This window comes from Paraburkholderia tuberum STM678 (assembly GCF_902833905.1).
Lineage (GTDB): Bacteria > Pseudomonadota > Gammaproteobacteria > Burkholderiales > Burkholderiaceae > Paraburkholderia > Paraburkholderia tuberum.
Genome location: NZ_CADFGP010000082.1, coordinates 1 through 24,371 on the forward strand (window position 1 = coordinate 1; position 24,371 = coordinate 24,371).

At 62.2% G+C, this 24,371-nt stretch carries 20 protein-coding genes and 1 pseudogene; 10 read left to right on the forward strand and 11 right to left on the reverse strand.

Annotated elements, in window-relative coordinates; all coding sequences use genetic code 11:
* Positions 1-322: 322 nt before the first annotated feature.
* Complete coding sequence (locus HWY30_RS36995; protein WP_090807325.1) at positions 323-916, forward strand: acyl-homoserine-lactone synthase; 594 nt, start codon at positions 323-325, stop codon at positions 914-916.
* A gap of 55 nt (positions 917-971) precedes the next feature.
* Here the strand turns inward: HWY30_RS36995 and HWY30_RS37000 are convergent, their stop codons facing one another.
* The gene (locus tag HWY30_RS37000) at positions 972-1,661 is read right to left on the reverse strand and encodes a FadR/GntR family transcriptional regulator (protein ID WP_090807327.1); all 690 of its coding nucleotides are present in this window, start codon (positions 1,659-1,661) and stop codon (positions 972-974) included.
* Positions 1,662-1,942: 281 nt separating this feature from the next.
* On the opposite strand from HWY30_RS37000, the gene HWY30_RS37005 reads away from it, so the two are divergent.
* The 3 genes from HWY30_RS37005 to HWY30_RS37015 all read left to right on the forward strand — a co-directional run bounded on the left by HWY30_RS37005 (position 1,943) and on the right by HWY30_RS37015 (position 4,836).
* Positions 1,943-2,410 carry a universal stress protein gene (locus HWY30_RS37005; protein WP_090807329.1) on the forward strand — a complete coding sequence of 156 codons (468 nt, stop codon included), beginning with the start codon at positions 1,943-1,945 and terminating at the stop codon, positions 2,408-2,410.
* Positions 2,411-2,631: 221 nt separating this feature from the next.
* Entirely contained in the window at positions 2,632-3,399 is a 768-nt protein-coding gene (locus HWY30_RS37010) for a helix-turn-helix domain-containing protein (RefSeq protein ID WP_176079012.1), read from the forward strand.
* A 114-nt stretch (positions 3,400-3,513) separates the two neighbouring features.
* The gene (locus tag HWY30_RS37015; protein ID WP_090807331.1) at positions 3,514-4,836 is read left to right on the forward strand and encodes an SUMF1/EgtB/PvdO family nonheme iron enzyme; all 1,323 of its coding nucleotides are present in this window, start codon (positions 3,514-3,516) and stop codon (positions 4,834-4,836) included.
* A 322-nt stretch (positions 4,837-5,158) separates the two neighbouring features.
* On the opposite strand, the gene HWY30_RS37020 is transcribed toward HWY30_RS37015, so the two are convergent.
* Positions 5,159-6,283, reverse strand: a complete 1,125-nt coding sequence (locus tag HWY30_RS37020; protein WP_090807333.1) for an NAD(P)/FAD-dependent oxidoreductase — start codon at positions 6,281-6,283, stop codon at positions 5,159-5,161.
* Between the two features lie 465 nt (positions 6,284-6,748).
* On the opposite strand from HWY30_RS37020, the gene HWY30_RS37025 reads away from it, so the two are divergent.
* Positions 6,749-7,465, forward strand: a complete 717-nt coding sequence (locus HWY30_RS37025; protein ID WP_090807334.1) for a TetR/AcrR family transcriptional regulator — start codon at positions 6,749-6,751, stop codon at positions 7,463-7,465.
* Positions 7,466-7,501: 36 nt separating this feature from the next.
* On the opposite strand, the gene HWY30_RS37030 is transcribed toward HWY30_RS37025, so the two are convergent.
* From HWY30_RS37030 to HWY30_RS37070, 9 genes are all read right to left on the reverse strand, one after another.
* Positions 7,502-8,206 (reverse strand): carboxymuconolactone decarboxylase family protein, encoded by a 705-nt coding sequence (locus tag HWY30_RS37030; RefSeq protein WP_090807336.1) that lies wholly within the window; start codon positions 8,204-8,206, stop codon positions 7,502-7,504.
* A 36-nt stretch (positions 8,207-8,242) separates the two neighbouring features.
* Positions 8,243-10,252, reverse strand: a complete 2,010-nt coding sequence (locus HWY30_RS37035; protein ID WP_090807338.1) for an acyl-CoA synthetase — start codon at positions 10,250-10,252, stop codon at positions 8,243-8,245.
* Complete coding sequence (locus HWY30_RS37040; protein ID WP_090807340.1) at positions 10,249-11,205, reverse strand: fumarylacetoacetate hydrolase family protein; 957 nt, start codon at positions 11,203-11,205, stop codon at positions 10,249-10,251. The genes HWY30_RS37035 and HWY30_RS37040 overlap by 4 nt, the downstream gene beginning before the upstream one ends.
* Positions 11,206-11,240: 35 nt before the next feature.
* Positions 11,241-12,311, reverse strand: coding sequence for a VOC family protein (locus HWY30_RS37045; RefSeq protein WP_090807343.1), 1,071 nt, complete (start codon positions 12,309-12,311; stop codon positions 11,241-11,243).
* A 10-nt stretch (positions 12,312-12,321) separates the two neighbouring features.
* Positions 12,322-14,007: a bifunctional 3-(3-hydroxy-phenyl)propionate/3-hydroxycinnamic acid hydroxylase gene (locus HWY30_RS37050; protein ID WP_090807345.1), complete on the reverse strand. Its 1,686-nt coding sequence runs from the start codon at positions 14,005-14,007 to the stop codon at positions 12,322-12,324.
* 102 nt (positions 14,008-14,109) lie between these two features.
* Positions 14,110-15,825, reverse strand: coding sequence for a sulfatase family protein (locus HWY30_RS37055; RefSeq protein ID WP_090807347.1), 1,716 nt, complete (start codon positions 15,823-15,825; stop codon positions 14,110-14,112).
* A gap of 342 nt (positions 15,826-16,167) precedes the next feature.
* On the reverse strand, positions 16,168-17,265 hold the full coding sequence (locus HWY30_RS37060) for a transporter (protein ID WP_090807349.1): 1,098 nt from the start codon (positions 17,263-17,265) through the stop codon (positions 16,168-16,170).
* 272 nt (positions 17,266-17,537) lie between these two features.
* Entirely contained in the window at positions 17,538-17,864 is a 327-nt protein-coding gene (locus HWY30_RS37065; protein WP_143037216.1) for a hypothetical protein, read from the reverse strand.
* A 389-nt stretch (positions 17,865-18,253) separates the two neighbouring features.
* A complete protein-coding gene (locus tag HWY30_RS37070) occupies positions 18,254-19,249 on the reverse strand; it encodes a DODA-type extradiol aromatic ring-opening family dioxygenase (protein ID WP_090807351.1) in 996 nt (331 codons plus the stop codon).
* Positions 19,250-19,460: 211 nt separating this feature from the next.
* Between HWY30_RS37070 and HWY30_RS37075 the strand changes: the two genes are divergently transcribed.
* From HWY30_RS37075 to HWY30_RS37095, 5 genes and pseudogenes are all read left to right on the forward strand, one after another.
* Positions 19,461-20,375: a fumarylacetoacetate hydrolase family protein gene (locus HWY30_RS37075; protein WP_167368723.1), complete on the forward strand. Its 915-nt coding sequence runs from the start codon at positions 19,461-19,463 to the stop codon at positions 20,373-20,375.
* 258 nt (positions 20,376-20,633) lie between these two features.
* A pseudogene (locus HWY30_RS37080) lies at positions 20,634-21,235 on the forward strand (cytochrome b).
* Positions 21,236-21,302: 67 nt separating this feature from the next.
* Complete coding sequence (locus HWY30_RS37085) at positions 21,303-22,754, forward strand: glycosyltransferase family 2 protein (RefSeq protein WP_090807357.1); 1,452 nt, start codon at positions 21,303-21,305, stop codon at positions 22,752-22,754.
* A gap of 218 nt (positions 22,755-22,972) precedes the next feature.
* Positions 22,973-23,146, forward strand: a complete 174-nt coding sequence (locus HWY30_RS37090) for a hypothetical protein (protein ID WP_167368681.1) — start codon at positions 22,973-22,975, stop codon at positions 23,144-23,146.
* Positions 23,122-23,754: a TetR/AcrR family transcriptional regulator gene (locus tag HWY30_RS37095; RefSeq protein WP_090807358.1), complete on the forward strand. Its 633-nt coding sequence runs from the start codon at positions 23,122-23,124 to the stop codon at positions 23,752-23,754. The genes HWY30_RS37090 and HWY30_RS37095 overlap by 25 nt, the downstream gene beginning before the upstream one ends.
* Positions 23,755-24,371 lie beyond the last annotated feature (617 nt).

Here is a 24,371-nt window from a genome sequence, read left to right on the forward strand (position 1 = left end):
GCGACGGTGAACCGGGTGCCAAGACCATCTGGCGAGGGCTCGATCAGGTACTCGCTGCCGCTGACACGCTACGCGCGCTCCGCGACGGGCTCGGCTAAGGACTTATGTATAACGCTATGGCCTGGAGGTGGGTTTGCGGTTGCCAGTGATTGTCGAGGAGTTCCATTTTGGACCCTTGTAGGTTGGGGGCGAAGACGTGTCTGAATTCTGATATACCCGATAAGCATCCACACCTATCCAGGTAGGTAGGTGGCGCAAAGATTCAGAATGCATAAGTTTTCCTGCGTATCTGGCAGCCCCCCAACGCGTACAGGAGAACGTCATGCAAACCACGATCCGAATTGGACTCCGGCAGGAATTCGACAACGAACTGATCAACGAGATGTACCGCTTGCGCGCCCGGGTCTTTCACGGCCGGCTCGGCTGGGAAATTCCGACCATCGCGGGAATGGAGATAGACGGCTACGACGCGCTCGGGCCGTACTACATGCTGATTCAGGGCGAAGACGAACGGCTGCGCGGCTGTTGGCGCCTGATGCCGACCGAAGGTCCGAACATGCTGAAAGACACCTTCCCGCAGCTACTGCATGGCGCGGCCGCGCCGGTCGGGCGACATATCTGGGAACTGAGCCGCTGGGCGATCGAAACCGGCGGTGAGGAACAGTCGTTTGGTTTCACGGATATGACAATCCGCGCAATTCAGGAAGTGATGCGCTTCGCGCAGCGCATGGGCATCACGCATTACGTCACGGTGACCACCACGCCGATTGAGCGCATGCTGCGCCGTGCCGGCCTCGACATCAGCCGGCTCGGGCCGCCGCTGCAGATTGGCATCGAGCGGGCCGTCGCGCTCGACGTCGCGGTGAGCGCGAAAACGCTGACCTCGCTGTTCGGGCCGGTCGCCGTCGCTGCTTGAGCCGCGCCGAAGCGCGGCCTGACAAAAGTCGCGACGCCTTCACCCGCGCGCGGACTCAGGAACCGAACATCCGTTCCAGCGCGTTCTCGAGATGCGCGCGCATTGCGGCCCCCGCGCCCGCCGCGTCCTTGCGGCGGATTGCGTCGAGCACCGCCATGTGCTCGGCCTGCACCAGCCGCTGCCGCTCCACCGTCTTGACGAGCGACAGATTGCGCGACAGGTTCATGCTGAACAGGATCTGCTCCTCGATGAACGACATCACCGTGATGAAAAACGGATTCTTCGACGCGCGCGCGACCGCCTGATGAAACAGGAAGTCATCCTTCGCGCCGATCCCCTGCGCCTCGATGATGCGCTCGAGCTCGTCCCACGCGTGCTGGATCGCGGCGATGTCGTCGGCGTCGGCCTTCAGCGCTGCCTGCGCGGCCGCGCCCGCCTCGGTCACGATGCGAAACTCATAGCAGCGGCGGATATCGGACAGCGTTTCGAGCGGCGCGAAGCGGCGTACGTCCGGATCGGGGCGCCGCGCGACGGTCGTGCCAGAGCCGTGCCGCGTCGAGATGATGCCGTCGGCCCGCAATCGCGCGAGCGCTTCGCGCACGGTCGGCCGGGACGTGGCGAAACGTTCCGCCAGCGCGTGCTCGGTCGGCAATCGCTCGCCTTCCTTGTACTCGCCTTCGAGGATGCGGTTGAGAATGTCGCCGTAGATCTGGTCGGGTAAGCCCTTGGTTTTTCGATCGTTCATCAGCGGTCTGGCCAGCTTGTCTGAATATGGCTTGATTGTAAGGCCAACCCTGTTTCGGCTTCAGCAAAGTTTTACGGGTTGTAAGCATGCCAGGCTGCTTCGCGCACGCCGCCGGGTCCGCCATTTTGTCCGCGCCGCGCCGGAATATTTGGCAAATGTTTGATTTACATCCTGGTCCGGTGCATCTTTTCGGGCAATCATCTAAGCTTCATTGGTATAAAAGATCAATAAACTTGCCGCGGTTAGCAATGTGGCAGACGCATTTTTGACGCGGAGCCGATATGTACACACGCATCCTTGTAGCGGTCGACGGCAGCAATACCTCGCGCCGTGCGTTCGAAGCGGCGCTCGATCTCGCCAAATCGAATGGCGCGGTGTTGCGGCCATTTTATGTCGTCGAAAACACCCCGATGTACTTCGAGGCGCCCGGCTACGACCCGTCGATCCTGCGCAACCGCCTGATCGAGGAAGGCCAGGAGCTGCGTGCCGAGTTTTCGAAAGTGATGGCCGAGCAAGGTGTGAAGGGCGACCCGGCGGTCTCCGAGGCTTCGTCGCTCGGCGATGTCGCCGAGATCGTGCTGCAGGCCGCCGCCGAATTCAACGCCGACCTGCTCGTGATGGGCACGCACGGCCGGCGTGGCTTTCAGCGGCTGATTCTCGGCAGCGTCGCTGAACGCTGCGTGCGCCAGGCCACTCTTCCGGTTCTGCTGGTACCGTCCGCCGCGGGCACCGACAAGGAACCCGCCTGACTCTTTCATCAGGCGCAGGGCGGCACGCCACGCCCTGCCTTGCCGGAATCGAGCCACGCTACGCGTCGACGGGCGACGTCGATATAGGCCGCGGCGACTCACCTTCTCACCTTCGTCAGAGCACCGCCGTTGCTCGGACTACCGAGCAGCGAACGCGTCACTTTGCCGCCAGTTGCGGGTCATAGCGGGTGGGACAATTTCACCACTACCAATAATCGAACATGCTGAATCCTACTGCTGTGACCCGTTCCTCGACCCGCTCCGCCGGCAACCGCGAGGCCGTGGCGGCACGCGCAGCCGCACGTACCGCCGCGCGCTGCTCCAGCTGTTCGATGCGTGAGATCTGCATGCCGCAGGGGCTGTCGGCGGAGGAACTGCCGAAGCTCGAAACGCTGATCTGTTCGGCGCGCTCGGTGCCGCGCGGCGAAGCGCTGTATCGCAGCGGCGACCGCTTCGACAATATCTACGCGGTGCGCTCCGGCTCGATGAAGACCGTGATGGTCCACCGCGACGGCCGCGAGCAGGTCACCGGGCTGCGTCTGGCCGGCGAGCCGCTCGGGCTCGACGGCATCAGCGCGGACCTCCATGCGTGCAGCGCCGTCGCGCTGGAAGACAGCACGGTGTGCATCGTTCCCTATAGCGCGCTGAAGCTGCTGTGTCGCGAAATCAGTTCGATCCAGGAGCGCATGCACAAGCTACTGGGCGCGCAGATCGTCAGCGAAGCCGCGCAGATGATGGTGCTCGGCTCGCTGTCCGCCGACGAACGCGTCGCCGCCTTCCTGCTGGACATGTCACAGCGCAATGCGCAGCGCGGCTACTCGTGGTCGGAATTCAATCTGCGAATGACGCGCGAGGACATGGGCAGCTACCTCGGCATGACGCTCGAAACGGTCAGCCGTACCCTGTCAAGATTTCAAAAACGCGGCCTGATCGACACGCGGGGCAAGCACATTCACATCGTCGATCTCCAAGGCTTGCGGCAGATCTAGCGGCCAGAGTGGCCTGGACGGTCGCGCTGTTAGTCTTGGCACGCCGCCTGCGAGCGGGTAGAGTTTTCAGACCGTCCCCCCACGGCAACCGTGTTGCATGGAGACCCGGCCCCAATGAATCGCGACCCTGTCCCGCATCATCCGCTCGTGCAGCGCCTGCTCGACGCGCGTCAAGTCACCGACGACCTGTTTGCGATCGTCAAACCCGACTACCTCTATGAACGGCCGATCCGCGAGCGTCACCGCGTCGTGTTCTACATCGGCCATCTCGAAGCGTTCGATCGCAATCTGCTCGACCAGCGTCTGTTCGATCTGCCGGCTTTCGCGCCGGAACTCGACCAGTTGTTCGCCTTCGGCATCGATCCGGTAGACGGCGGCTTTCCCACCGATCAACCCGGCGATTGGCCGTCGCTCGCCGCCGTGCGCGAGTACGCGACGCGCGCGCGCCGGCAGATCGACACCGCGCTCCACGAACTCGGCAGCCCGGCGCACGACGAGGCGGCCGTGCAGCTGCTGAACGTCGCGATCGAGCATCGGTTGATGCATGCGGAAACGCTCGCGTACATGCTCCATCAGTTGCCTCTCGCGCAGAAGAACACCGCGTTGCGCGAGCCGGTGGTGACGAGCGATGAGCAGCGCGACGCGTTGTCGTCGATGGTTAGCGTGCCGGCCGGCACGGCCGTGCTCGGCATGCCGCGCGAGGCCGGCCGCTTCGGCTGGGATAATGAGTTCGGCGAAATGAGCGTGGACGTGCCCGCGTTCGAGATCGATCGATACATGGTCACGAACGGTGCGTTCCTCGAGTTCATCGAAGACGGCGGTTATCGCGAGCCGAAGTGGTGGTCGCCGAAGGACTGGGCATGGAAGGAAGCGGAGCGCATCGAGCATCCCGCTGGCTGGTCGCAACGCACGGCGCAAGACGGTCGCCCCGCATGGACGCTGCGCACGATGTTCGACGACGTGCCCTTGCCGCTCGACTGGCCCGTCTACGTGAGCCACGCCGAAGCGAGCGCCTACGCGCGCTGGGCCGGCAAAACCCTGCCGACCGAGGCGCAATGGCAACGCGCGGCGCACGGTGCGCCGCAAGCGGCATCGGGGAACTTCGATTTCCGCAGTTGGGATCCACGGCCCGTCGACGCGCATCCGGACAACGTCAGCACGTTCGGCGCGGAAGGTCAGTTCGGCAACGGCTGGGAATGGACCTCGACGCTTTTCGAAGCGCTGCCGGGCTTCGAAGCGTTTCCGTTCTATCCCGGCTATTCGGCCAACTTCTTCGATGGGCAGCACTACGTGCTGAAGGGCGGCTCGGCGCGTACCGCGCTGTGCATGCTGCGGCCGGAATTTCGCAACTGGTTTCAGCCGCATTATCAGTATGTGTATGCGGGGTTTCGGTGTGTGCGGGTGAGCATGGCGAGAGCTTTGAATGCGAATTTCTAACTCATGACATTGGCGCCTTGCTGGCGGATTAGCATGCCACGCGCTGCATAGTGTCATTATCGTCACGGTGACGACTATGTCACTACGTGGATTCCCCGAAAGCGGCCGAGCGCGTCAGAGGTTGCTGCGCCGGCTGCTGACGAAGTGTTGCTGGCCACGGCATCCGGACGGCGGACCTGCGTACAGGCGGCGCAAGCCTGCCTTGCCGCCATGCCCGGCGGACTTCGCAACGATGCGGCGTCAAGTGTTACCAGTCCCGGAATCAGCTCCGCGCACTTCCCGCCGCAGACCGCTGGTAGCGACGGTGGCCCGCCGGCCGTCCTTAGCCCTGGACAAGCCCGAGCGCCTTGCGAAATTTCGGAACAAGCATGTGCGCCGATTTCGCCATCCTGTTGACCCACGGCGTTGTCACCAAGCCAAGCACCGGCAGATGCGCGACGCCCTCGCGACTACCGAGAGTCACCACCATGGTCGGGACGTTGGTCTTCGGACGATAGACCTTCAGCGGTCCGGCTCCGCCCGACAGTACCGCACGGATATTAGATTCGGCGACGATGACTTGCCCGTGGATATGCCAAGCCATCTTGTTCTCCGCCAGATCGGTGATGTCGCCCAGTGCGAAGACGCGATCCTCGTCAGCCACGCGCAGGTGGCCGTCGACGCGGATGCGCCCCATTGAATCGAGCAGATGCCCGAACTGAGAGCGCATGAAGTCGGTGTTGGGCCGGCCGCCGATGCACGAGATCAGGAGGTCATACCGGATCGACCGTCCACGGTTCGTCAGCGCCTCCCCGGCGGGTGCGAGAGTCTCGTGTAACGGCGCAGCGCCATCGGCAAGGCGCTCATCAGTCACGATCGTCACCCCGCGCGCCGCGAGAACTCCTCGGGCATGCTCGGACAGTCGCAAAGACGTTCCGCCAAGGATTCGTGCACCTGCCTCGATGACCGTGACGCGCTTTTGCGGGAAGGCTTCGCTGATCTCGCCCGCCACTTCGATTCCGATGGGGCCGCCGCCGACGATAAGGATCCTGTCCGCGGCCAGCAACCTCGCATGAAAGCGACGATAGAACGCTTTGCGCTCGTCCATCGTCTCGCCCTCCGATCGCATCAGCGAACTGGAGAAACGACTGCCCGTCGCAAGCACGGAAACATCGGCGCGCACCAGGCTCCTCAGGCCGTCCGCGTCGGCAATCCTGCCCCCGTTCGCGGTCCATTCGACAAGCCGCGCCCGGACGCGCGTGACGTTTGGCAACGCGACGGCGAACGGGATCATCGCGGGTTCGGCAAATTCAGGATCGACGAGGCTTCGCGGCACCGACATCGGTACTTCGAAGTAGTCGAGCGGATCGATCAGCGTGACATTGCAGTCTTTGCTCAGGCGCCGCGCGAGCAATGCACCGCCGATTCCGCCGCCATAGATCGCAATGGTCTTGCATGAGCCTGCCATAGGAAATCCTTCTGAGAGTCAATTAGCCTTCAATGCAAACGCGCGCTCGATGGCGTCGCTCGATGGCGGCTGAACTAACCGTTGCAGGTGGGAAGACAAGGAGCTCACAGGATGGGAGCAGGCCTGCTTCCTCCGCAGCGCACTGTTCGACCGACATGGCGAACAGTGCGCGCGCACATAATAACATATATGTCATAATGACAATACCGACACTCATACCTGTTCGACAATGCATCCGGAACGCTGCTACTCCAGTGCCGTCGCCTCCGGTTGGGCGCCTGGCGGTTGAAAAAAACACGCCTCGCGCTGGTCCGAGCCCGACGTATGAATGACGTCAACGGCACGTCATGCGGCCCGTGCCATCGTGGCGGGGTTGGCGTGGTTTTCGCGCGTGTCCGAGTGATCTTGTAGTCATCATGACAGGATCGTCGTTTGATCGAGTACGGACAGCGTACAATCGTGTGAATGAAAACCCTTGACCATCGCCCACGCGTCGCAGCAGAGCGCCGAGAGCGCATGCGGGCGCGCTTGCTGAAGAGCGCACTTCGTCTCGTGGCGGAGAAAGGCCCCGCATCGACGTCGATCGATGATGTGATCTCTGCCGCGGAAGTCTCCCGGGGAACGTTCTACAAATACTTTGCCTCTCCGGAAGCGCTGATCCGGGAACTGGCCGGGACGGTCGCAAACGAGCTGATTGCTTTCGCCGAGCCGGTCGTCCTGCAATCCGAAGACCCGGCTGAACGAATCGCCTGCGGCATTCGTCTGGTGTCGCGACTCGCTCTGCACTACCCGGTCGTTGCCAGCTTCCTCGTGCGCGTGAGCTGGCCCGATGCGCAAGGACCGGGGCTTCTGCTCGATTTCGCGCGACGGGATCTGGCCAACGGCATACGAACAAACCGCTTCAGGCCAATGCCGCTTGCGCTGGCGCTCAACGTTGTCGCCGGCGCCGTCCTCGGCGCAACGCATTCAATGTTGCAGCCGGGCTGCGATCCGGATTTCGCCGAACAAAGTGCAGCGGCAGCACTTCGCGCGCTCGGCCTGCCGGGCAAAACTGCCGATCGGCTAGCGACACGAGCGCTCCCGACGCTCGCGAGTTTCCCAACGGGCCTGATGTCAGAGGTGCTCAACCAACCGGCCACTGCGGAGGAGAACACCGTCAGGAGGCGCGGCGTGACAGCCTGAAGCCACTGACGGGGTGTCAGCGCTGCCGCCCCGCGTTCATTGGGCTCGCGCCGATCGCGCGCTTTGGGCTCGGTCATCGTTCACGGGGCCGCCAATACCGGCGGCGAGGACGCGCTTGTCAAGCGATTCTTCCACCTGGATCCCCAGTGAATTGAGCACAGACGCCAACATCTCGTAGTGGCCGATCAACATGCAGAGTTCAATCAGCTTCTTGTCGTCGTACTGCTCGGCAAGTTGCCTCCACGTTGCATCGGCAATGACCCGGTCATGATGGATTTCATCCGCCGCTCTGAGCACGGCCGCGTGGTGTGCGCTCCATGCGGGCGAATCAGGGCCTTCGGCGACCCTCGCGATGTCGGTCGGGCTCAAGCCGGCGCCCAGCCCGATGCTGACATGCTGAAACCACTCGTATTTGCTTCGGCAGTTCCACGCAACGCGCAAGATGGCCAGTTCACAGTCAATGCGGCTCAGCGTCCCGTAAGGCATCAGCGTCGAGGCGAACTTCCGCCAGGGACGGATGAGCCGCCGGTGCCGCATCAACGTCAAGAAGAGATTGGGTGCATTGACGCGTGCGCGTTTTCCCAAGATCCTCAACATCACGCGCGGAATCAACGGGAGTTGGTCCCGGCGCAGTGGGCTCAACCGAGGTGCGCGCAGGCTTCTCCACCCTAGGGGCGGCTCCAATGCTTTCTTTCCCGCAGAAGTCATGGCTAGAAATGCCTCCAAAAGGTCTTCGTTCATATCACCACAAACCTGTATGGCTTCCTGTCGACCCGACTATCGGCCGCCCTCATTGTCCGCGCCTGCCGTCTTCCTGTTGCCCACCCGCACCGCCTCTGCGGCTGCCGCGATCGAGAAGGGAAACGGGAACCGCCCCACTACCGCACTGGCCCTCGCTTCAAGCGCAGCTTCCGGAAGTTCGATATGCAGGGAGATGCCGCTCGACTTGTTCTCGTCGACGCTCACGCGGGCGCCCGCAATGCCGGCTTCGACGAGCGCCGAGCGTAGCGCGTCGGCCGTTTCGCGCCGCTTCAGCTCCGGCTTGAATATCTTGCCGACGGCAGTGAGCGGCATCGCATCCACGATCCGGATCTGCTTGGGCAGTGCGGCCCGCTCGCTGATCTCGCGGCGCACGAACTCCGCCAGTTCCTGCTCGGTGGCGCTTGCGCCGGGCTTGAGCTGGACGTAAGCCACCGGCAACTCTCCGGCGTGCGCGTCGGGCCGCCCGATCGCCGCGGCGATCTGGACTGCGGGGTGGCGGTGAAGCGGTTCCTCGATCGTCGCGGGATCGATGTTGTGGCCGCCCCGAATGATCAAGTCCTTCTTGCGGCCGGTGAGCCGGAAATAGCCGTCGGCATCGCAGCACCCCAGGTCTCCCGTATTGAGCCAGCGCTTGCCATCGCCCAGATCCAGCCAGAGCCCCCTGTTCTGCTCGGGCTGCGCATAACCGGCAAAGACGTTCGGGCCGGAGATCACGAGAATCCCGGCTTCGTTCGCGACGCAGTCGCGGACATATCGGCCGGTGTCGTCGACGATGACGGCCTTCATCGCCTGCCCTGGAATACGCAGCCCGATCGACCCCAGCCGGCGCTCTCCGAGCGGCGGATTGACGCTGCTCACGCAAACCCCCTCGGTGAGCCCGTAGCCCTCGAGAATCCTGATGCCCGTGCGCGCCTGGAAGACACGGAACACCTCGACCGGCATCGGCGCCGCGCCGCACAGGCCGTATTCGAGCGAACCGATATCGCGACCGCCCACGGGAACGTCGAGCAACGACGCGTAGAGCGTAGGGACACCGCTGAAAAAGTTGATGCGGTGGTGTTCGACGATTTCCCAGAAACGCTTGACGACGCCTTCGCCGCGATAACCCTGCGGTGTACCGAGCACCACGTGTGCGCCCCGCGAGAACGGCACGAGCCCCGTCGCCAGAACGGCATTGACATGAAAGAGCGGCAGCCCGCAGAACACCGTCTTGCCCGGGCCGATGCTGTCGCCGAACAATTGGCCGACGCTCCAGGCGTTGGCGACCTCATTGCGGTGGCGGCGCATGGCGATCTTCGGCAACCCGGTGGTGCCGCCGGTACAAAAATAGGAGGACGACTCGTGGGCGCTGAAGCGGCGCCGGCTGTCCAGTGCGGCCCCGGACTCCCGGGCGATCGCACTGCCGAAATCATGGATCGCGACGTGCGAAGGAACGGCGCTGCGAACACCGCCGCCGCCATGCAGCCTCGAACACTCACGGCGTTGCAGGAACCGGGCCGCGAGCCGCTTCGGGCCTCGCACGCGGTCTGCGAGATCGACGAGCACCAGATGCTGCAGGGAGTTCACCCGGTCAAGGACGGCCTGCACTTTAGGCCAAAGGTCGGTCCCCGGGAACGGGGCCAGCGTCACGAGCACCTTGGCCCCCGATGCATTGAGCAGGTCGGCAATGGCAGTGCCCTCCAGCAGGGGATTGATGGCGCAGACGATGCCGGCCGCCTCCCCGCCCCAGATGACAAAATGGGTTTCCGGCAGATTCGGCAGCACATAGGCCACCACGGAGTCGCTGCGCACGCCCAGGCGCGCAAACAGATTCGCGGTTCGAGTGATGTCACGGAGGAGCTCCCGGTAGGTCCAGCACTCCGCCTTCCGGTGATCGTCGGCACGCAGAAAGAACGAGAGCGCGGGCGCTGACGGATCGACGGCCGCACCGCGGCAGATCATCTCGTAGGTGCTCGCGGGCAGATCCGCCGGCACTCCTTGCGCTTCGATCGCAAGGACGTCCGCCTGGCTTGCGATCCCTTTCATGCTGCCTCTCCGACGATGCGATTGCGCTGCACGCCGAGATCGATCAGCCCGTCGGGGCTGGCGATACGCGCTTCGACGAGGTCGCCGGCCTTCAGATACTGACTCCTGCCCGCTTGCACATTCATGAACATCCTCCACTTGACTGCTTCAGGCAGCAGTGCGGCAATCTTCTGTTTGCCCGGGGACGGAACGCTGAGCGCACAGCCGGACGGCGTGCCCGTCGAGAGCAGGTCGCCGACATACAGGTCATGCACACCCGACAGCTCGGTCAGCGTCTCCGCGGGACCATAGACGAGGTTGGCCGTCGAGTCATTCTGGCGTACGGCGCCGTTGACGGTCAGCGTCAGATCGAGTCGTCGCAGCGTCGGGATGTCGCGCGACTCGAGCAGACACAGGTAAGGGCCGACCGGGCCGAAAGTGCGGTAGCTCTTGCCTTTATAGAACTGCATCTGCGGGATCTGGATGTCGCGGGCCGAGTAGTCGTTCACGATCACCGCGCCTGCGATGTACTCGTGCAGATTCGCATCGGTGATCGACTGACGGGACGTGATGTCGCGCTTCATCACCAGACCCAGTTCGATCTCGTAGTCGAGAAAGCGCACCTCCTGGGGCCGCACGACGGGCGAGTCGGCCGGGACGACACAGCTCGTCGCCTTCGTGAAGATCATGTTGAACGTCTTCGCATCCGGGTCCATGCCCGATTCGATCATGTGCTGGCGGTAGTTCGCGCCTTGACAGACGAACTGCTGATTACGCGTGACGGGCGAGAGCCACTCCACTTCGGACTCGGGAATCGCCGGCCCGGTCAACGCGGACAGCGTCTCGATATGGTTCATGCGGATGAAGTCGGCCGTCGTCTCGAACTCGCCCGGAATCGGCGTGACGATGCCCTTGCGGACGACGCCCCACTGGGCGCGGCCTTGATGCTTGTAATGCAGAACGTTCAGTGACATAAATACGCCTCGAATGGCTTTGCAAATGGCTCGCGTCAGGCGAACAGCTTGGCGAGCGTTTTCAGCTTCTCCACCGTCACGTCGGGACTGTGCCGGAGGTTGCGGATGAGCGCTGCCACACTGGCCGGCGTGAACCTGGGTTTGGTGAAGCTGCGCGGCATGGTCGGCCCCCACTGTGACATCGCTTCGCGGCTGACGGCATGCACCCCCAACGGTGCGTCTTCGGTGAACAGGTCGCCGTCGCAGTAGTGCTCGTGCTTGTCGCCCCACGGGTCCTGCCAATAGTCGAACACCTGGCTGCCGAGGATGTGTCGCCCGATACCCCAGGCGTGCGTCCAGCCTTGCTCGCGCAGCACGCGTTGTCCCATCCCGACCGCATCGGCGTCCACCACCTCGTATGCGCTATGGCTGTAGAGCGGTGCGAAGCCTTGGGCCAACGCGAGCGAGTGGTGGTCCGCGGGCGTGGTGCCGAGATCGAGCCGCATGAAGGTGACCGCGGGCGAGCCGTCAGGAAGCACCTGCACGTCGCTTGGGATGAACCCGAAGTGCTGCGTGTACCACGCGCAGGTCTGCTGAAAGTCGGCCAGTTCGAGCACGACGTGCCCGAGGCGGATGACGTCCGGCGCCCCCACCGGCGGGCGCTGCGTCCCGTTGATGCGCACTGCGGCGTCCACGGAGTTCAACGGCAGCGGCGGCCGATGAGGTAGCGCTGACGCCGGCGCCTGGCCGAATATTGCGTCGACGCGGAAACCCGACGGGTCGACCAGGCCCACACGGTAGCCGCCGCCTGGCCACTTCGACGACTCCACGTCCGATGCACCGGGCACGCGCGAAAGCGCCTCAAGATCGGCCCTGCTGTTCACGCGCAAGCCGAAGCCGACGAAACGGGCCTTCGCCGCCTTGCGAGCCACGTAGCAGAAAGGCGCGGCTCCGGTGCCCCGCAGGAACAGCCGCTCGCTGTCGCGCGACACGGTACGAAGCCCGAAGTCGTTCAAAAACTGCTCGGCTTTTGCGAGGTCGGGGCGATCAAAAATCAGGTACGCCAGCGCCGACGCTTTCGTCGTCGGGCGCGGATGGCGAGCCGGTTGTACAGTGGTCAGGTTCATGGGGGAAGCCTCAGGCGGAGGGTACGGTAAGTGCGACAGAGGGCGCAGGCGCGCCGACGGGGGCGCTGATCGGCGCGCCAAGCAAGGCCAGGCTCTCGCGCACCAGCCGGCTCGCTTCGGTCGCCGGTCCGTCGTGGAGGATCGTCCGGTCAGGGCGGATCACGGCGGCCCAGCCGACCGATACGACGCGAGGAAGGAAGACGCCGTCCAGGTCCTCCCAGCTGCCGCCTGGCGCAAGATGCAGCCGCTGCCCGCGATGCGCGATCTGAACGACAGTGCCGCCGGCAGCGGCAAACGCGGTGGCCGTCTCGTTATCGAGCGCAGCGCCCGCGTCGCTGCCGAACCCGATCAGCGTGAGGCCCTTGCCGAGTACGTTGTCGCTCAGGCAGGTTGTGCCGTCGCAACCGCGCACCCAGCCCTGAGCAATGACGGCGCCGCGCACCAGCCTGGTCCGTGTCCGGCCCTTGACGAAGAGCCCGCGCGAATAGGCGTTCTTCGGCTTGAGGCCCAGTTCTTCGAAATGCGCGCGCAGCTGTGGCACGAGCCGCACCATACGCATCAAGCCGTGTGTGAACAGCGCGAGACCGCCATTGCGCGGCATCACCAATTTCCCCATCAACTTCGCGAAGTTGATCATCGCCTTCACATGGGGACGCCGTTCCTGATCGTAGGTCTCCAGAATCTGCGCAGCGGCGCGCCCGCGAATGACCCAGGCGAGCTTCCAGGACAGATTGGCGGCATCGCGCAGCCCGGCGACCAGTCCCTGCCCGACGAATGGCGGCGTGATGTGCGCGGCATCGCCCGCCAGGAAAACGCGTCCTTGGCTGAACGCGTTCACCGTCCTGGCGTGAAAGCGGTAAACAGCCTTGCGCTCGATGACCATGTCGTCAACGCTGCCCCACGGAGCGAGCAGCTCGCGAATGCGCGCCTCGGACTCCATGTCCTCGCGCGTCTCCCCGGGCCGCAGCATGAATTCCCAGCGCTCACGCCCGCCGGGTGCGGGCATATGCGGAGTCGGCCGCCGGTGATCGCAATTGAACTCGACATGGTCGATCGGGCGTGGGACGTTGCGGGCATCGACGATCAGCCAGTCCTCGACGAAGGTCTTGCCTTTGAACTCCTGCCCGATCAGTTGGCGCACGAGCGAGCTGGCACCATCTGCGCCGACCAGGTAGCCGGCCTGGACCGAATGCGTACGCCCCTGACCCAGGTCCAGCGACGCGACGACAAACTCTTGCCCTGCCTGGAATCCGCTGAGCGAAACCCCGAGGGCGGTCTGCACGTGGCCACACCCCGCCAGCCGGCTGCGCAGGCACCGCTCGAGGTCCGGCTGATAGAACGTCACGAGCTTCGGGTGACCGTCCAGGCTACCCAGCGTGTTGGCCTTGCCGAACTCGCCCAGCGCCGGCGAGCGCATCCGCACATAGGGTATGGCCAGCGTCTCGAAATCGCCTTCGGCCACGCCCGCCAGTTGCAAGATACGCAGTGCCTCGTTGTCCAGCGCGATGGCCCGCGGCGCCATGAAGATGTCGGTTGCCTTGTCGATGACCAGGACCTGCACGCCATGACTCGCGAGCAAATTGGCTAGCGCGGCGCCTACTGGCCCAAAGCCGACGACCAGCACGTCGACGACCGACGGCAGCGCTCCGACTGTCCCCCGCAACGGATCAACGCACCCATCGGGTCGAGCGCTCATCTGCGCAATTGTTTCCACTAGGAACTCCGCTTATCCGTTTCGCCGGTTCCGACCGGCTCTTTGTGACATTAATCACCCTGACGGGGCACTCGGTTGTGGGTGTCAACCTACGTTCCACAGCAGCTGGGGACCAGGCAGCATTTGCGCACGATCCTCGCCGATCTCCAGGGCAATCAATTCGTTGCACAACATGGCCATTTTCCAAAGCAGCGCCTCGTTTCCCGGCCGGGCGGCCAGATTGGTCTGCTCCAGCGGGTCGGCCAAGGTGTCGTACAGCTCCAGATCGTTGAATCGCACGAGCTCGGCAAACGAACGCGGCGTATTGTGTTCAGTAGGCCGAAAGTAGCGGGCAAACTTGTACCGCCCGTCGAACACACCCCGCATTCCGCTCCTCGTTTTCATGCTTTCCAGCAGCAGACCCTTGGTCATGAAAAGTGTCCTCGACAGGGCGCCGTGCGCCGAGGTCACCTCCTGGATCGCCTGGGGGGGCACGCCGTAGATGCGGCTGTCCCACTGATACAGAACGCCTTTGCGGCCACTGCCCGTCGTTCCGCGGTCGCTGGCATGGATTGCCTCCGACAAGTCCACTCCCTGCAGCTGCGGATACGCCGCACGTCGCTCGACCTCATTGATCCCGGCGAATGAAAGGAGGGTTGGCGCGATGTCGATGTGACTGGCAAGGGCAGCGGTGTCCCCGCCAGCGGGCATATCGGGATGCCAGACTGCAAACGGCAGGCAGCAGTTCTCGCGATAGATGACGTTGCCTTTGCCTCGCAGCGCGTGCGCCCCACTTAGCTCTCCGTGATCGCTCACAAAGACGACCACTGTGTCGTTCCACCCTCCGGAGGCATCCAGCGCGTCATAAACGATGCCGATGTTGCGATCCACGTCTCGCAGGCAATTGAAGTAGTAATTCTGGTAGTTCCGCCAGGCGTCGCGATCATCGAGCGGAATGCGTCCGAGCCCCATGTCATAGTCCAACTCGAAGAGCTTGTGCGCAGACACCCGCCCACTGTCGGCATCCTTGCCGAAATTGGCTGGCAGGTCGAAGCCGAGGTTCTGCCGAAAGAGCGGATCGTCGGGCGCGGGCTTGAGCGACACGCCGCCGATCGGCAACTGGACATAGGTCTCGAACTGGCGCTGCGTCGCCAGGAAATACATGATGTCGTGCGGGTTGACGAAGTTGACGGCCGCAAACCACGGTTGGCGGGCGTTTCGTCGGCTGCCGATGAACTGCGCGGCCTTCTCCGCGATGCCGCGATCGGCATCGAACCCGGCGAGGGCGCCGTCGAATTCTCGATCCTGGTCGCTGATGGCGAAACCATAGCTGGCCAATAGGGCCCGCATCCGATCGGTTCCGACCGGCTGGGACGGTAGGTGGCTCAGATGCCACTTCCCGAAATAGGCGGTTTCGTAACCGGCATCCTGCAACATGGTGCCCAGCGTGGGAACCGACTTATAGAGGTCGTGCGCAAATGGAACAGGCACGTTCTCGTAGACACCGTTGTATTGATAGTGAAGTCCAGTGTAAATGTTCCCGCGCGCCATCGAGCAAAGGCCGGTTACTCCGTTCATGCCCGAGAATCTCATCGCGCGTTCATACAGCCGATCTCGATGAGGTAGATGGAGGCCTTGGGGAAGCAATGAACCGTGTCTCTCCTGGTCGGTGACAACCAGCAAGATGTTCGGCTGCCGGGCGCGGCGCGCACCAAAGTGAGCGCGCGGACGCTTAGCTTTGCCCAAAGCACGGGCACCTATCATTGCGCCGGCAACCGCAATGCCGGCGCCTATCAATAGTTGTCTTCGATGCAGATTCATGACGTCCTCGGTGCTACTGGAAATATATTCGAAAGCTGTTGTCGGAATTTACGAACGGCGCGGCGTCTGCGCGCGGGATCAGGTTCGTGTTGACATTCACGGCCGGGTCGAGCGTATCGAGCGAGCGCAGCATCGTGCCCCTATATAAAAATGACGATATTGCCATCATGACACAAATGTCGTTTGTACCTTGCAGACAAAGACCGATGGACATCTCGTTTGACCGCGAGCACGCTGGCGGGTAGCCGGGCTTCTCGCTGAGTCCTCGCCGATACGGGCGCGCAGACAGCCGCACGGGCAAGTCACGTTAGTCCCGTTTGAGATCCCTATCGCTACTCGCTGTCAAAAGACCTTGATCAGCCGTATTTGACTGAAGCTGCCTGCCCTTGCATTACGTGACCTGACCGTCGCCATGTACTGAAACGTCAGCGCAGCATTCAGGACCGGCACTTTGGTGGTAAAGAACCCACCGGCATTCAGCGTTTGATACCGACTCGAACCCCAAGGGTTGTTGGAATCGTCCTGAACCTGCTGAACGAAGACGGTATGTAGCCCGAATACTCCGATGAAAGTCTTGTATGCTGCCGCCCCTTCCAGACCCACCCAATTGCCGCTGCGCACGTTGTCGTCCCGATTCCTGGTGTTGAAACCCATGCTCAGCTTTACTGCGAGCGCAGTCTTCGGGGTCGGTAGGTACGCCACCTCGACAGCCGGCCGCACCGTGTAGAAATTGCCGAAGCCGATGTCTGGGGCGGACGGGTTGGACGCGTTATACTGGCCCGTCGGCAGCACAAGTGAAGCGCCTGCCACAACACGAAGCTGCTCGGCGGTATAGAGCCAGCCAGCCTGCAATTCAAGGTCGCCGATCCCCGACACGTCGCCGGATGCACTTGCTCCCTGGCTAGCAAGGTTGCCTTGATATGATGCGCCGAACTGGGTCGCCACAGCGCTTTGCGTTGCGGCCGGAACCGCCGGATTCCACTGCAGAGCGGGCGTTGAAGCGTTGACTTGAGTCGTCTTTGTCTGGGTGCCGTACGGCAGGAGGCCACTGAAAACCAGGTGACCGCCGCCGTAGGTGCCGCTAGTGATATAGCCCAAGGCGAGGTCGAAGAGTTTGAACGTGCCTGTGGAGTCGACCTGGGCAGTGCTGGGGCCATAGGAGGGATACAGCGCCGCAGGCTTCGGCGCGGGCAGGGGCACGGTTCCGCCCGGAATGGAGGCTGTGAGCGTATTACCGTCGTTGCCGGTCACTTTCTGAATGTCCATGTAGGTCGCGGCAACACCGACGGCAAGCCCTGTGGTATCGGGGGGCGTGAACATTTCACCACCAATGCTGCCGGCAATGTTGTACCTCACGTCGAAATCTTCCCCTGCATGCGCAACCATAGCGGTAAGGCTGCTTACCGCCGCCAAGCCAAGATAAATGGAACGATGCAACATCTGTGTCTCCTCCTCTTTGTTGTAGAACTACGGCAACCGGTGGCCCACCGGAGCCATCCATCGGCTCCGGAAAACATGTGTTTCTCGTGGTTGTAAGAAGCGTGGCGGGCGCGTTAGCTGGGCAACCAAGTGCTCTGGACCAGCGTTTCTACAGGCCAGTGCGTGATGAAAGCTCTGGAAGCCGCTGGGATGAATGCTCCGCAAACCGCCTTTAGGGGTACGTGGCTGACCTCGATGTTGCGCATGGCGTTCTCGCTCGCACCGAGCGGGACTCAATGAACCGGTCTTGCAATCGGTCGCATGAACTGAGCGGCAACAGCAGCCCGGGCAAGGTTGCATATCTGGTTAGCCGCATCGTGTTCGCCATGATTTTCTCCAGCAGCGGTGGGCGATGCCGCGCACGATAGGTTGTCGGGCCTTCGTTCGGCGCAAGCCTGCCCGCACCGATAGGGGATATGACCCACACAAGCCGGGCGACCGTTCCAATATTCAATTTCGATGGTGAGCACGCAGTCATGTCTGCGCAATTGGACGTTGCCGTGAAATCCGATCCCCGAAGTCGCGCGGGCGCGGGGCAACACATTCAGGTATCGGTTCATGGCTGTCTCCCGTCGGCCGGCATTTGTGTTGCATGCGGCATGCGCGTCACCCATCGCACGACGCAATGATCGTTTATGCGGTTCACATGGTGACAGTGTCGTCATCATGACAACACTGTCGTTTACACCTACGCAGCAGGGGTAGCACGTGGTTTGGGAAAATCGCGCTGACCGTGCATGTATGGACCCGATGCCTTTTGCAGGCTTCTTTTTCGGAATGCCGAAGCGGTCTGCATGCGTGTATCCCGCTTGTCCGATGGGTGCTTGCCGAAGCACGCCCGCAGCCGCGATGAGATCCGCGCACTCTTTTCAAATCGGTGCGGAGACTTATCTTCGCATTCCTATCCATCAAAAACTGTCTGCGATCTCTGGCTCCGATCCGAAGCAGTTCAAAGCTGGGGGGCGCAGGCACTGCGCCCATTTGCTGGACCGGCTTGCGCAATGCCAAACCCAATGCCAATTTCTTTGGATACCGCCTGAAATACCTTGCGAGGTACAGCACCTGTTGCGACATGCATGGCGGCTGCGGCGGCGACCCAGGATTGCGTTTCCACTGCTCCAATTCCTGCCTTGGCCATCACCTGCTCGGGATCCCAGTCGTCGAACTGGTCCAATCGACCGGAGCAGTACGCCTCCATGAATGCCTTGTCCCAGCCGTCGTTGAGCCCGGCCAGTTTTGCTGGCATGAGGACGCTAGCGAGGACTTTGGCAATGGTTCGGTGGGCTTTGATCTCGTAGTCGATCCAGGCTTGTTGCGTCACCTGCGTTTGTGCCTTGCCATGCAGGATATAGGGCTTCCATCGGTCCTTCACCGAGTCGATCGGAGGAAACAGCCGGATCGGGTCGTGGGCCAGCCCGCCGGTGCCGATAAAGAGCACGCGAGCCTGAGGCAGCGAGCGCGCAAAGTTGCCGACCGCCTCCCCCAAGGCTCGGGCGCGCGAATAGGGGCTGAATGGCGGTTGGATGCAGTTCACGAAGATCGGCAGGACAGGATAGACGGCTAGCCCGCCGGTCAGGTACTGCAGTGCCTGCGAGAAGCCGTGGTCGACCTCCATGGCGTATGAAACGGTCGTATCGACACCCTGCCCTCGTATCGACTTTACCGCCTGCACCGCCAGGTCCCTGGGGACGTTGAGATGGCCCGGCGTCCCCCCCACATCAGCAAGCGCCGTCGCTTGCACCGCGACACAGAACGACGGCATGCAATTCATTTGCTGCCCCCCATAGTGATCGACGCCAAAGAGGATCACCAGATCAGGTGCGAACGAAGCGATGCGCGCGCGCTGAGCCTCGAGTGCCTCGAGAACGTTGTGCACCGAACGACTCTGCTTTGCAGGGAAGTCCAAGAGGGGAGAGTGCGACGCGCACACCATCATGAAATCCATTTACTCACTCCAGGGCAGCTCGCGCCGCCATCTAATCCCTTTTGCCGGGCGGCCCGAGAACAAAAATTTGTCTCTTGCTTGATCGATCAACCAAGGCACGGTATCATGGCAACTTCTACTGGTCAAGCAACGTGGAGGTTCCGAGATGAAGTTCTGTAGTTTTGAGACCGCTCAGCGGCGGACTTATGGCGTCGTGTGTGACGCAGGTGTCGTGGATCTCAAGGATGCATTGGGTGCGCAAGCACCGGAATCCCTTGAGGCGCTCATTGCAGCGATGGCCGATCATCGCTTGAGACAGGAGACGATCACGGCGGCATTGTTGGGAGTCCAGCCAATTCCATTGAACCAGGTCTCGTGGTGCCCTCCGCTTTCTCGACCTGGTAAGATCATCGGCGTCGCCATCAATAATCGGATGGGACAAGAGTTGGCATTTCGGCCGTTTGCAAATCCCGCCTTCTTTCTCAAGCCTGCCAGCTCGCTGATAGGTTGCGGACGACCCGTAATCGTGCGAGAAGAGTTCGGTCTGACTCACCCCGAGCCAGAGCTTGGGGTAGTGATTGGGCGCGGCGGCAAGATGATTGCGGAGTCGCAGGCACTCGACCACGTCTTTGGCTACACCATCGTGAATGACGTGACCTCACCCGGGCTGAAAGAACAAGACAGCCTGGAGATTGTTCTTCCCGGGGTGGTCCGTGGCGGCTACCGGGAACTTTTGACCTGGCGTCACGTACGAGACGAGGAGCACGAGCGCTCGATCTATCTGACGTATCACACATTGTCCAAAGGTGCCGATACCTTTGGTCCGATGGGGCCTTGGATCGTCACGCGCGATGAAATTCAGGACCCCAATCGGCTGACGATCAACTCCTTCGACGGCGATGATCTTGTCTTCGAAGATTCAACGGCTAATTTGACATTCTCGGTACAAAGGATTATCGCCCACGCGTCCAAATACATGACGCTTGAACCAGGCGATGTGCTGCATTGCGGCACTGCGATGCAGCCGCGGATCGGTGGCAAGTATCTCATGCTGGCTCATTGGGATATCCGACGCTCAGGCAAGCCCATGTCGGTAGAAATTGAAGGCATAGGCAGACTGGAAAATCCAGTTATCGTGGAGGACTGAAACAAGCTCAGAAAGAAGATTGATGCCTAATGCAGAGGGAACAACGAAAAAACCGTCGATCCGCACCTCGCTCGCGACCGCATCTTGGCGGACGCGTGTGAGGTGTTTGCCGAGCAAGGATACACGGCGGCCTCTATATCAATAATGGCAAAAAGCGAACGTTCTATCGGGGTCAATTTATAGATGCAGGCACTATTTCGACGACGCCGTTTTAAACAGGTTGTGCAGGATCGCCTTCATGTCCGGACGGAATCATCGATGACCACTCCGGCCCCTGTCCCGCTTGCGCAGTCGAGCACTGCGCAGGCTTCGTGGCGCTACACCCACACGGCGATGCTGCTGCACTGGATCATCGCGGTGCTGGTGATCGGCAATGTCGTGTTGGGGCTCAGCGCGGATTCGCTGCCTGACGACTGGGTGCGTCCGGTGATCGATACTCACAAATCGATCGGCATCACCGTGCTCTGCCTCGTGCTGTTGCGCATCTTGTGGCGCGTGTCGCACCGGCCGCCGCCGTTGCCGGCCGACTTTCCGGCTTGGGAACGGCGGCCGCGCACGTCGCGCATTTCGTGCTGTATCTGCTCATGATCGGCTTGCCGCTGTCGGGCTGGTTGCACGATTCGGCCTGGAAAGACGCGGCGACTCATCCGATGCGCCTGTTCAACCTGTTCCCGTGGCCGCGCATCGGCTACGTGACGCGTCTCGATCCGGCGCTGAAGGAAAGCTTGCACGATCGCTTCGGCGCCCCGCATGCGTGGCTCGGCTATGCGCTCTACGCCATGCTTCTGATGCATGTGGGCGGTGCGCTCAAGCATCAATGGATCGATCGCAAGTCGGTGCTCAAACGCATGGTGCCGTGACGGGCGTCGCTGTTCCTTTTGACGCAGGCCTTTTATCAACGCGGTATCGACAGATTCAGCAGCCATTTTGAAGAGATCACTGGAACGGGCACTCGCGCTCATATCGCCGCGCATTCTGCCGCGCCCCGCCCCGCTGCCGAGCACGCTGATTCACCTGAGTGTCGTCGTGGTATGGCTACTGCTGTTCGCCCGGGCGTTCTTTTTGCATGGCGTGGTGGCGTGGTCCACCGGCCTCGCGTATGTGGCCTACGACACCTTGTTGCTGGCCTTCGTCACACTGAAGACGTTGCCGCTCCTGCGCCCCGCGGCGCCGCTCGATCCGGCCTCGGAGACGCGCAGCTTGCCGGCCATGGGCGTGATCGTCGCCGCGCATGACGAAGCCGCCGTGCTGCCCGTGACGCTTGCCGCGTTGCTGCGGCAGGTGCACGGCCTGATGCAGATCGTGATCGCCGACGACGGCTCCACCGACAACACGCGCGCGCTGCTCACGGAGCGCTTCGGCCTGACCCCGGCCGCGGACGGCAAACTGAGCGCGCCCAGTTCGCTCTATCCCAATCTGTACTGGCTGCGCGTGCCGCATAGCGGCAAGGCGCGCGCGCTGAACGCAGCGATCACCGTGATGACGACAGACACCGTGATGACCGTCGACGCCGACACGCTGCTCGATGACGACGCCACCTACGCGATGCGCGCCGCGTTCGCGAGCGAGCCGAAGCTCGTCGCGGCGGCCGGCATTCTCGTGCCGGTCTGCGGCAAGTCGCTGTCGGGCCGCCTGTTTCAGTGGTTCCAGACCTACGAGTACATGCGCAACTTCATCGCGCGCTTTGCGTGGATGCGCGCCGACAGCCTGCTGCTGGTGTCGGGCGCGTTCGCCGCGTTCAGGCGCGATGCGCTGCTGGCGGTAGGCGGCTTCGACCCACAGTGTCTGGTGGAGGACTACGAGTTGATTCACCGGCTGCGCCGCCATTCGGTGGATCACGGGCTCGGCTGGGCGGTGCGCGTGGTCGGCGACGCGCATGCGCGCACGGACGCGCCCGGCACGCTCGGCAGCTTTCTGCGGCAGCGGCGCCGCTGGTTCGCCGGCTTTCTGCAGACTCAGTACTGGAATCGCGACATGACCGGCAATCCGCGCTACGGCACGCTCGGGATGCTGATGCTGCCGGTCAAGGCGATCGATACGATGCAGCCGATCTACGGCTTGACCGCGTTCGCGCTGCTGCTCGGCTTTCTGTTCGGCGGGCACCGCGCGATCGTGGTGTCGATTTTCAGCGTGATCGGCCTGAAAACCGCCGTCGACCTGGCGTTCTATCTCTGGTGTATCCACCTGTACCGCCGCTGGACCGGCGAGCGCCCCAGCTCGAGTCTGTGGATGGCCATGGCGGCGGCGCTTGCCGAGCCCTTCACGTTCCAGCTGATTCGCCATACCGGCGCGCTGCTCGGCTGGCTGCACTTCCTGCGCGGCGGGCACTCGTGGGGCCGGCAGCAGCGCTCGGGGCTGGTGGCGCCTGACGAACACTGACGAGCCACGCCGGTTGCGCGGTTACGCCGCGAGCGTCGTCCGGTTTGCGCCGGCAGGATCGGCCCGCGCTCGCGTAGCTGCCTTGCCAGGCGATTTCGACGGCAACGGCGGGCTGGCAGACACATCGTCTCGCATGTTCGAGTAGACTGGGTTTCGATGCGGTCCCCGCGTGCGCCGTCGGCCCAGCCTGGTTCCGTTCGCGCCAGGAGGCGTCGCTCATGCATGCAGCGCTCCCGCTGGATCGCAGCACCCTCGATGCACCCGCCGAGGCGCCCCTGCGCGATTTGCACCGCGTCGCCATTCACCCCGATCAGACTGGAAAACCCAGTTATCATGGAGGGCTGAAACAAACTCAGAAAGAAGATTTATGCCTAATGCAAACGAAAAAATAAAAAAAAACGTCGATCCGCACCTCGCTCGCGACCGGATCTTGGCGGCCGCACGCGAGGTGTTTGCCGAGCAAGGATACACGGCGGCATCGATATCAAAGATCGCAAAAAAAGCGAACGTGCTTTCGGGGTCAATCTATTGGGCGTTTGAATCCAAAGAGAGGCTCTTTGCAGAAGTCCTTACCATTACCGCAGAGGAATGGAGGCGGAAATTTAAGCCTTTTTCGGATCAGAAGACCGACCCCTATGAAAAGCTGATGGTATTCGCCTCTGGCTTCGTTCAGGCACCGGAATTTTTGCGGCTTATGATGATCGTCGCAACCGAACATCAAGCCAGTCGCCATGAAATACGGGACGCTGCGGTCAAGATCCGGCGCGAATGGAGGGATTATGTCGAGCGATCTGTGGCCCCCCTTTTAGAGGGCTATGAGTCCGACGGTGCGAAGCGCCTTGCCCAAAGAATGGGGCGAATGTTACTTCAATTGCTGGACGGCGTCTTCATGTCGCTTCAGATCGAGCAGAACGAGATGACGGCCGAACAAATGTTCATTGATGTGTCCGGCGTACTGAGACGGGAATTTGAATTTGGCCTTAGTCAACTGAATAGATAAATTGGTGCAACGATTTAAGATGACGAAGTGGCGATTGGCCCGAAGACGCCGGTGCCAGAGGGAGATTTCTTCCGCCAACCGTTGCGCGAGCAGGTCAAGTTGAAGCGTCCGCTCGTGAGTTATCCAATCTAATCGATCGGGATCGGGATCGGGATCGGTTAGCGCAAGCGACTCGCGCTCGCCCTAACGCTAGAAAACCATATCTCGACTAGTTAAACTTGTTTGATACAAACGCTTATCGCCGCCAAACGGCATTTGGCGCCTTCTTGAGCCACCCGTCGTGTCCGGCCCGTCTGAGGCGCTCGGAAAATTGACCTGAAACTGCTCCACAGGGAGCGTGTGCTCCCCAGTCCACAGTGAAACGGTATGTGGACAGGTAGGCGATGGCCGATACCGGCGTTTGTGTCGCACAGGTCAATGACCGGTTGCGATGTGTGGACTAAACCGCTCGCGCGGTAATGGGCTACGGCTTTGGGTAGTGGTAACGGAAGGGAAACCGACTCTGTTTTCATGTTGATCGGCGAGGCAATCCGCCTCGTCATTCAACGGGAGCAGAGCCATGAGTCAGACCCTCCAGCCTATCAGCCCGCGGCGCCAGCGCATGATCGACGACATGC

Coding starts and splice junctions, on each gene's coding strand:
- HWY30_RS36995 (WP_090807325.1), top strand. CDS start 323: ATGCAAACCACGATCCGAATTGGACTCCGGCAGGAATTCGACAACGAA.
- HWY30_RS37000 (WP_090807327.1), bottom strand. CDS start 1,661: ATGAACGATCGAAAAACCAAGGGCTTACCCGACCAGATCTACGGCGAC.
- HWY30_RS37005 (WP_090807329.1), top strand. CDS start 1,943: ATGTACACACGCATCCTTGTAGCGGTCGACGGCAGCAATACCTCGCGC.
- HWY30_RS37010 (WP_176079012.1), top strand. CDS start 2,632: ATGCTGAATCCTACTGCTGTGACCCGTTCCTCGACCCGCTCCGCCGGC.
- HWY30_RS37015 (WP_090807331.1), top strand. CDS start 3,514: ATGAATCGCGACCCTGTCCCGCATCATCCGCTCGTGCAGCGCCTGCTC.
- HWY30_RS37020 (WP_090807333.1), bottom strand. CDS start 6,283: ATGGCAGGCTCATGCAAGACCATTGCGATCTATGGCGGCGGAATCGGC.
- HWY30_RS37025 (WP_090807334.1), top strand. CDS start 6,749: ATGAAAACCCTTGACCATCGCCCACGCGTCGCAGCAGAGCGCCGAGAG.
- HWY30_RS37030 (WP_090807336.1), bottom strand. CDS start 8,206: ATGAACGAAGACCTTTTGGAGGCATTTCTAGCCATGACTTCTGCGGGA.
- HWY30_RS37035 (WP_090807338.1), bottom strand. CDS start 10,252: ATGAAAGGGATCGCAAGCCAGGCGGACGTCCTTGCGATCGAAGCGCAA.
- HWY30_RS37040 (WP_090807340.1), bottom strand. CDS start 11,205: ATGTCACTGAACGTTCTGCATTACAAGCATCAAGGCCGCGCCCAGTGG.
- HWY30_RS37045 (WP_090807343.1), bottom strand. CDS start 12,311: ATGAACCTGACCACTGTACAACCGGCTCGCCATCCGCGCCCGACGACG.
- HWY30_RS37050 (WP_090807345.1), bottom strand. CDS start 14,007: ATGAGCGCTCGACCCGATGGGTGCGTTGATCCGTTGCGGGGGACAGTC.
- HWY30_RS37055 (WP_090807347.1), bottom strand. CDS start 15,825: ATGAATCTGCATCGAAGACAACTATTGATAGGCGCCGGCATTGCGGTT.
- HWY30_RS37060 (WP_090807349.1), bottom strand. CDS start 17,265: ATGTTGCATCGTTCCATTTATCTTGGCTTGGCGGCGGTAAGCAGCCTT.
- HWY30_RS37065 (WP_143037216.1), bottom strand. CDS start 17,864: ATGAACCGATACCTGAATGTGTTGCCCCGCGCCCGCGCGACTTCGGGG.
- HWY30_RS37070 (WP_090807351.1), bottom strand. CDS start 19,249: ATGGATTTCATGATGGTGTGCGCGTCGCACTCTCCCCTCTTGGACTTC.
- HWY30_RS37090 (WP_167368681.1), top strand. CDS start 22,973: ATGCATGCAGCGCTCCCGCTGGATCGCAGCACCCTCGATGCACCCGCC.
- HWY30_RS37095 (WP_090807358.1), top strand. CDS start 23,122: ATGCCTAATGCAAACGAAAAAATAAAAAAAAACGTCGATCCGCACCTC.